Source organism: Thioalkalicoccus limnaeus, assembly GCF_041197575.1.
Lineage (GTDB): Bacteria > Pseudomonadota > Gammaproteobacteria > Chromatiales > Chromatiaceae > Thioalkalicoccus > Thioalkalicoccus limnaeus.
In genome coordinates, this window is the sequence record NZ_JBDKXB010000052.1 from 1 (window position 1) to 7,547 (window position 7,547).

The following is a 7,547-nucleotide window of genomic DNA, read 5'->3' on the forward strand; positions in this document are numbered from 1 at the left end:
TAGGCCGTCTCGCGGAGCTCGATTTCGATGTCATCGTGCTGGATCCGCAGCCAGGGGAGCACCGGCCGGTCGTGGTCCAAGTGGTGATCACGTACAAGGATTTGACGGGCCGCCTGCATACTCGCCTGCTGGGATCCCAGGGGATTGACGTCTTGCCCTCGGGATTCGATATCGCGTTGTCCACGGACAAGGATTCCTACGTCACAGGCGAAACCATCCGCATCGCCGTCGACATCGCCAACCTGGATGCCGTGGATGCGACGGCAACCGCCACCATGGAATTGCAAGACTCTTCTGGTGCGGTCGTGGCGGCGCTTCCCGGTATCGAAGCCTTGGTCGTGGGTGCGGGGGAGCTGATTGCCGTGACGCCGCGCCTGTTCGACACCGCCGGCCTTTATGTCGGCGACTATCGAGTCGTTCTCCGATTGATCGAGGAGGGTGGCTCTAACCATGAGGTGTTCTCGGCCTTCCGCGTTGATGCGCCCGTGGATACCGGAATGGGTGCCTCTGTGAGTACGGATCAGGCGACCTATGACCCCGTCGAGACGGTGACGGTGACGGCAAGGCTTCGCAATACGGCACCTAATCAGCAATTGGAAGGCTATACCGCAAGCCTGGCGGTGATGGATGCCGCCGGCAGCGAGCTGTGGCGCGACAGTCTAGCGCTTCCTGCACTGATGCCAGGTGGCCAGCAGGATGTCGTCCGGTCGATGCCTTTGGCAGCGGCGCCGGCGGGGACTTATCGAGTTGTTCTGGCGGCGCGGGATGCGAGCGGCGCGGTTCGTGCCGTCGCCGATACCGAGTTTCAGGTCTTATCCACCCGTGAGACGGGCGCCGGGCTAGCCGGGAGCGTCTCGCTGGCACCCGATCCCGTGCTACGTAGCGAGGTCCTGCACTTGGAGGCCGAGCTGCACAACCACGGCAACGATGCCTTGGAGGGCCTGCCGGTCACGCTGACCTTGCTGGATCCGGAGAGGCAACAGGTGCTGGCGAGCTGGCCCGAGACCATGGATCTCGCCAGGGATGGATCGGCCACCCTGACAGGATCCTGGTCGGTCCACGAACCAGCGGGGACCCTGTTGATGGCCGTGTTGAGCGCGGAGATCCAGGGCGAGACAAGGGTGCTGGGCCACGCCAGCGTGCGAGTGGAGGACAGGTTCGTATCCACGGCGACCTTGGGTGACTATGGGCGACTCCTGGTCTTGCTCGATCCGCCGCGTCGCGATCAATGCCGTGGCCTGACGGCGATGCAACTGGTTTTGGTGCCGCCCGGCGGGTTGGTGCCAGGCGACACGCTGGACGTGAGTCTCTATGACGGCTCAGGCCAGTTGCTCGACGTCAAGACGGCACGGATCGGCGATGGTCTGCCCGTGGACCGGACCACCGGAAAGGACGCCAATCTCAGCCTCGATGCGCTCACGGCGGATCAGATTCGGATGGTCATCGAGGCCCCCGATCCGCAAAAGACCCTCGAGGGCGGCTACGGGTTGCTGGCCAGGGTGAAGCATCAGGACGGGGTTGTTCAGGCGTTTCATTCGGGGTCTGTGCCCGCCGGATGCGACGATCACCCGGAGGCGGGCACCCCGGTCGGCGCGTTCACCTTTGTAAGAGCGCATTCCTGGTCAGCCGATGGCCGTGCGGAGCAGCGTGATTTCTTGGCGTCGCTTCTCCTGGACGCGGGATGGTTCCACACCATCGTGACCGACCGAGATGCCTTCGCACGGGAATTGCGCGGAGGCGGCTACAGCACCTATTTGCTGCTGTCGTCCGATGTTGCCCTGAAGCCGCAGGTGCAGCGCGAGCTTCGAGAGGCGGTTTACGGAGGTGCCGGCATCCTGATGGCCGGTGGCCGAGATCACCGAAATCAGCAATTGATGATGGATGGCGGTTCCTCAGACGTGTTCGGCGTCCGGATCGTGGGGATGTTGCCGCAGGTCACCGGCATCGAGCCGGTGTTTGGCATCCCGCTCGACGTACCGGATGCCTCCTTTCCGCACAGCGAACGATCGCAGGCACTCCGCCTCACGGGGGCCATGCCCCTCGCCGAGTATCGGGTATTGCGGGGTCGGCCTCAGGATCGCACCGCGATGGCGTGGCATGAGTTCGGCTTCGGCAACACGATCATCGCCGGATTCGACATCCTTGGACAGGCCTATGCTGATGGGGCCGAGGGCCTATTCGCCAGGCTCTTGTTGGATGCGATCGATCATGTCGAGCCGGACCTTGGACGTCATCGTCCCGGTATGACCGTCCCGGTCTATTGGCAGATCCGCAATCATGGCGAGTCGGCGTCCGTGCGGTTGACGCTCGAGACGGCCGACGGGCCCCTGTTGGATCCGGGGATGGGCCTTCTGCTGGATCCGTACACGGTGATGTTCGACTTCGATCTGGCGGCGGGCGATGAACAGGAACGGGTGTTTTGGTGGCAGCTTCCGGAGGCCATCGATGATGCCTGGATCAGTGCCCGGCTCCAGTGGCGAGAGGGGGAGACCCTCTCGGATTACGGTACCACCCAGCATCGGTTTGAGATCTGGCCCGGGCTAACCTTTGCTCATGTGCAGGATTGGCTCTTGGATCGATTGGAATTCCATCCGGACTATGCGCGTGCCCTTCGGGCATTCGAACAGGCCTCGTTCTTTTACGAGCGTGGCGATCCCGAAAAGGCGTTGTTCCACCTGTTGAAGGTCGCGGATTGGCTGGCCCGAATTCAGGAACCTGAGGCGCGCGAGCTGCGTCAGGCCCTCTCGTGGCTGATTCACGGAGTCTCCAGCGAGATCTGAATCTGGAACGGACCAAAGGATATTCACTCGAGGGACCGATTTCGATGCGTACCACAACGGGTTGTCTTCTGTGCGTCCGGCATGCCTTGCTCTGCCGCGCGGTAGCCATGCTGGTTATCGTGGCCTTTACCATGCTCATCACCGAGTCCTTGCCGGCGGCCCTGCATGCCGAAGCGAACAGGCACCAGGATGAACGGGTCAGAGGGCCGGGGCAAGGGGAAGCCTTGGCCGCATCCCTGCGCGATGCCCGTGATCTGTTGCGGTCGGCGGACCGGTCTGCCCGGCAGGGTCGGGCCATTGCCGAGGAACGCCGCGCACTGGCGGACCTGCGCCGACAGATGGCTGCGCTCGACCGGGGTATTCTGAGCGAGTTCGATGCGATCGAGGCCCGCCTTCAGGCCCGCGGCGTGCCCCACGAGATCGTCTCGCGGCATCACGACGCCGTGGCGACCTACCGGGAGGAAATGGAGGCCCTGCTCGAGGACTTGGCTGGAATTGCGGCGACCGAGTCGGGCCGGGAGCTCGGGGATCGCATCGAGCGCGCCGAACGCCGCCTGTCGACGCAGCAACTCGAGCGATCCCAGCAGCCCTTCGATCCCAAGCATCTGCCCCATGGCCCGCAGAGGCCCAATCCAGACAACTTGCCGCGGGAGAGTCGCGCCGGCTTCCTGAGTTCAGGGCTCATGGATAACCCGCTGATGAAGTTAGCCGCCCTTGAAGGCTACAGCTTCGATCTGGTCCCCGGTGCCGATGATCCGGCGTACCTGGGCGAGAGCGACGAGATCCGGCGCAGCGCGGCGATCCGCGGCAAGGCCGCCGAACTTAATCACCAACCGGTAGAGATCTACCACTGGGTCCGCAACAATATCGAGTGGCTGCCGACCTGGGGTGCCATGCAGGACAGCGACCTGACGCTCTCGGCCGGGCGGGGCAATGCCATGGACATCGCCGGGTTGCTGACCGCCTTGTTGCGTGCCTCCGATGTGCCGGCCCGCTATGTGCATGGCACGATCGAGGTGCCGGAGGACCGGTTCCGCAACTGGGTGGGTGGTTTCGAGAGCATCGAGGAGGCTATGAACTTTGCGGCCTCGGGCGGCATTCCCGTGACCGCGCTCATCCAAGGCGGGCGGGTGACCCATGTGCGCATGGAGCATGTCTGGGTCGAGGCGGCGATTGACTTCCTTCCCTCGCGCGGCGCGGTGATGCGCGAGGCCGACACTTGGCTCGCGTTGGACGCAAGCTTCAAGCAGTACGAATACCTCGAAGGTCTGGACGTGACGGCCATTGCGGGAATCGACCCGCAGGCCCTGGCCGACAGTTTTCTCCAAAGCGGCGCCGTAAACGAATCCGAAGGTTGGGTTCAGGGCCTGGATCCCGGCGTGCTCGAGGGGGCGCACGACGAGGCCCGTCTGGCCCTGGAAGCCTACATCGCGCAATTGGACGACCCAACCTTGGGCGAGGTGATCGGCGGGCGCAAGGTCATCCTGAGGGACGAGCCCATCCTGCCAAGCGGGCTTCCCTATTCGCGCGCGGTCGAAGGCGTGCGTTACGCCGCGCTGCCTCAGGCACTCCAGCCCCGCATCACTTTCGGCCTGGGGGTGGATATCCTGGGCGACCCTCCGGCCCAGGTCAGTTTTCCCTGGGCCCAGGTCAACAACGCCCAGATCACCCTCTCTTTCCGACCCGCCACCCAGGCCGACGAGGATGCCTTGGCGGCACTGTTGCCCGAGGGCGAGATCACCGACATCACCCAGCTGCCCTCCAGCATTCCGGCGTATCTCATCGAAGTGGTCCCAGAACTCAAGGTGGAGGGCGAAACGGTGCTCACCGGGTCCCGAATGCGCTTGGGCGAGGAGCTCGCCTTTCGCTACAGCGTCCGGGATCCCGTACACGGCACACGGCACTACCCCAATAAGGTGGTGGCCGGTTCCTACCTGGCCGTCGGGGTGATCGGCGGCAGTGTGGCGGTGGGCAGCCTGGAGAAGGCGCGGGACCGCCTGGAGCAGACTCGCGATATCCTGGAATCCGGGGATGAGGTACTGCTTGCCGGCCTGACCCGCGAGGACCTGCTGGGCGGGATCTTCCATGCCGGGCTCCTCGGCTACTTCGCCCAGTACCAAGCGCTGGGCCACCTGTCGGCCCTGAGCCAGGGCCATCACTTCCAGCTCGCGACCTCGGCGGGGACTTACGGCTATGTGCCGACAGTGACCTACTTCTTCGGTATCCCGCGCTCCATCACGCCCGGCGGCGTGGAAATGGACCTCGACCGGGTAGCGCACGTCTCCAGCGTCGATGGCCAGGGCCATGACCGATGGAAGTACTTCAACTTCCAGTTGGGCGCACTCAGTTCGGCCCTCGAACACGCGGTGCCGGAGCAAATGTTTGTCAGCCCCGAACACCCGGGCGAAGCCGTCTCGGCGGTCAAGGCCCTGCAAGTCGCCGCCCAACAGGGCCAACGAATCTATCATATTACCCCGGCCACGCAGGCCGAAGCATTGCCAAACATTCGTCAGAACAGCCTGACGATGAACGAGATCCGCGCGGCACTTGCCGTCGGCAAGGAAGTGATCGTGCACACGGACCCGATCAGTGTTCCAGGCTGGAGCGGAGCGGGGTATATCATCTTTGATCCGGAAACCGGAGCCGGCGCTTGGAAGATTGGGGGTGGGGCGAATGGAGGCACGCTTTTTAATGCAGTCGGTTACCTTCTTGATTCACTGAACCACTTTTATAACGCACTCGCTAACATAGCTAAGACATTGGGCAGTGCTTCGCCAATGTTAAATAAGGTGGTGCAGTACATCCAGATCGCCGTCTTCGCGCACAGCCTGCTCGCGAGAGGCATACAATGTAACAATTTCGACGCTGTAGCAACCTTTCTTACTCTCACGACGCTGATGTCGATCATGATTACTCGCGTAGTCTTCCTGATCGTAAACCCTCTTGCGGCGGTCGCGACGGGAACCGTTCTCGGTTTTGCCACCAACTGGATCATAGATCAGGCTCAGGATTGTAGATGATGAGCTGCTTTTACTCGATCGTACTACTGATAATTGGCCTAGTTCTTTCGATTGTGGGTTTCAATTATTTCTCTCGATTAAAACAAGTCGCTAAATGGACTGCTGTTCCAGCTTTCTCTACTCGCATGGAAGTCGGTTGCCTCAAAAGGCCAGAAGGTTATATCTATGTGACCTACTATTACCCCCTTGTGCGGTATCTCTATGAGATAAATGGTAAAACGTATGAAGGCACTCAATATTGTATCGATAGCAAAGGGTGGTGGAGTACCGACAAGGGGTTCATTGAAAAGCTAGTGAATTCTGATCGTACTTCCGTGTCAATCTACGTAAATCCATCGGATCCCGAATTGTCCGTGATGAAAAAAAATGTGTCCAGAAAAAGACGGTCACATTATTGGGGTACGCTCCTTGGCGGGGTCCTGGTATCTGTTGCCGCAATTATCAGTGCGGCTTTCGTGTGTCTTGACTAGCGCAAGAAGAGAAAGCGGAGCTTTCCGTCGCGTTCGCACTTCGGGCTTGGTATAACCCTGGGTCAACGGGCAGAAAAGCGTGGTGTCTTGTATGCTTGCGTGTAAGTACGATGCCCCAGCGTTATTTCTTGCCTTGCTTTGGTTTCTTGCTTATTCGTTGGCAATAGGATGCGCTCTAATAGTTATTGCCGCGATGCAGAATCTTTTCTTTCCCGGACATCCGCTCACTCCGCCACAGGTTCCCTTTACGGAAGCTTTCGTGATTATTCTTGCCTTCGCGGTAATTGTTGTGATTTGGCGAGCCTGTCTGTGTCTGAAGTCGGACATTAGGAACGCCATAGAGCGTTCTGGGGGGAAACTGTGGGGCTCGGGTGGACGACTAAAAGGGTGGGCAGGTGACACGTCGATTGAGGCAACATTGGACCGATTCTTCCTTGATTATTGGCCTACGCCACGCGGGAGGCGGACGGATGTTATTTGCGGGGAGGAGATCGACAGGCACTGCGGGGGGTTTGATCCGCGATACATGCGGCGCCTTGCGTTGGTGCGGTTGTGGACTAGGGTACAAGCACAAGGCGGAGACGATTTTCGTATTTGCTCAGGTGGTGGGGGTCAGCCCATCAACCCTAATGCCGTTGCCCATATCGCAAATCTTGATAGTGTTTTTGGAAATGAAGCAGGCGACTGGGAGATGTCTTTTGACGGTATCGCGTTTACTTTAACGTTCAGGAGTGGATCCTGGGAAGGAAAGACGTTTATCAGAAAGATAAATTGGGCGATTGCCTTCATGCGCGGTGATGGATTCTTGACGCTCTTGAATGATTTTGGAAAACCAGGGGATGCGGGCCGTTCATCGTGACCAAGCGAGAATAAGAATGAAGGAGTTTCATTTAATAAGCTATTCGGATAGCTGTACCAATGACGCAGCCCCTTTTGTTGATCACGCTTGTTGTTATTGGAGTTCTCTATCTGTCCGCGTTTCAATATGCGGAGGGGGCGCTGGATAACACGGCTTGGTACACGGCTGTAGCCTATTCGTTTCTTTATGTCGGTGTTTCAGCGGCACTCTATGTGGGAAGCCTCAAGTACTTGAGCTTATGGCATTCAGCGGGAGGGTTGCGAATGTTGGCGCTTATCGCACGGCTACTTCTGCCGGCGCTAGCTTGCTCAAGGTTTGTCAAGTACCAGGTATGGATCTTGTTCGAGACATGGTTCGTTGGTATGCTTTTCATCGTTTTGGTGTCTCTAATGTGGATATTTCATTCCCCTATTCTAAG

At 59.8% G+C, this 7,547-nt stretch carries 5 protein-coding genes; all 5 read left to right on the forward strand.

All coding sequences use genetic code 11. The features are described from left to right. On the forward strand, positions 1 to 2,780 hold a 2,780-nt coding region (locus ABC977_RS17740; RefSeq protein WP_369668609.1), incomplete at its 5' end, for a COG1470 family protein. Between the two features lie 44 nt (positions 2,781 to 2,824). After that, the gene (locus tag ABC977_RS17745; protein ID WP_369668610.1) at positions 2,825 to 5,800 is read left to right on the forward strand and encodes a transglutaminase family protein; all 2,976 of its coding nucleotides are present in this window, start codon (positions 2,825 to 2,827) and stop codon (positions 5,798 to 5,800) included. Between the two features lie 125 nt (positions 5,801 to 5,925). Further along, complete coding sequence (locus ABC977_RS17750; RefSeq protein WP_439849209.1) at positions 5,926 to 6,270, forward strand: DUF3592 domain-containing protein; 345 nt, start codon at positions 5,926 to 5,928, stop codon at positions 6,268 to 6,270. A 91-nt stretch (positions 6,271 to 6,361) separates the two neighbouring features. Then, positions 6,362 to 7,129: a hypothetical protein gene (locus ABC977_RS17755; RefSeq protein WP_369668611.1), complete on the forward strand. Its 768-nt coding sequence runs from the start codon at positions 6,362 to 6,364 to the stop codon at positions 7,127 to 7,129. A 59-nt stretch (positions 7,130 to 7,188) separates the two neighbouring features. After that, positions 7,189 to 7,547: hypothetical protein (locus ABC977_RS17760; RefSeq protein ID WP_369668612.1), on the forward strand; the 359-nt coding region annotated here is incomplete at its 3' end.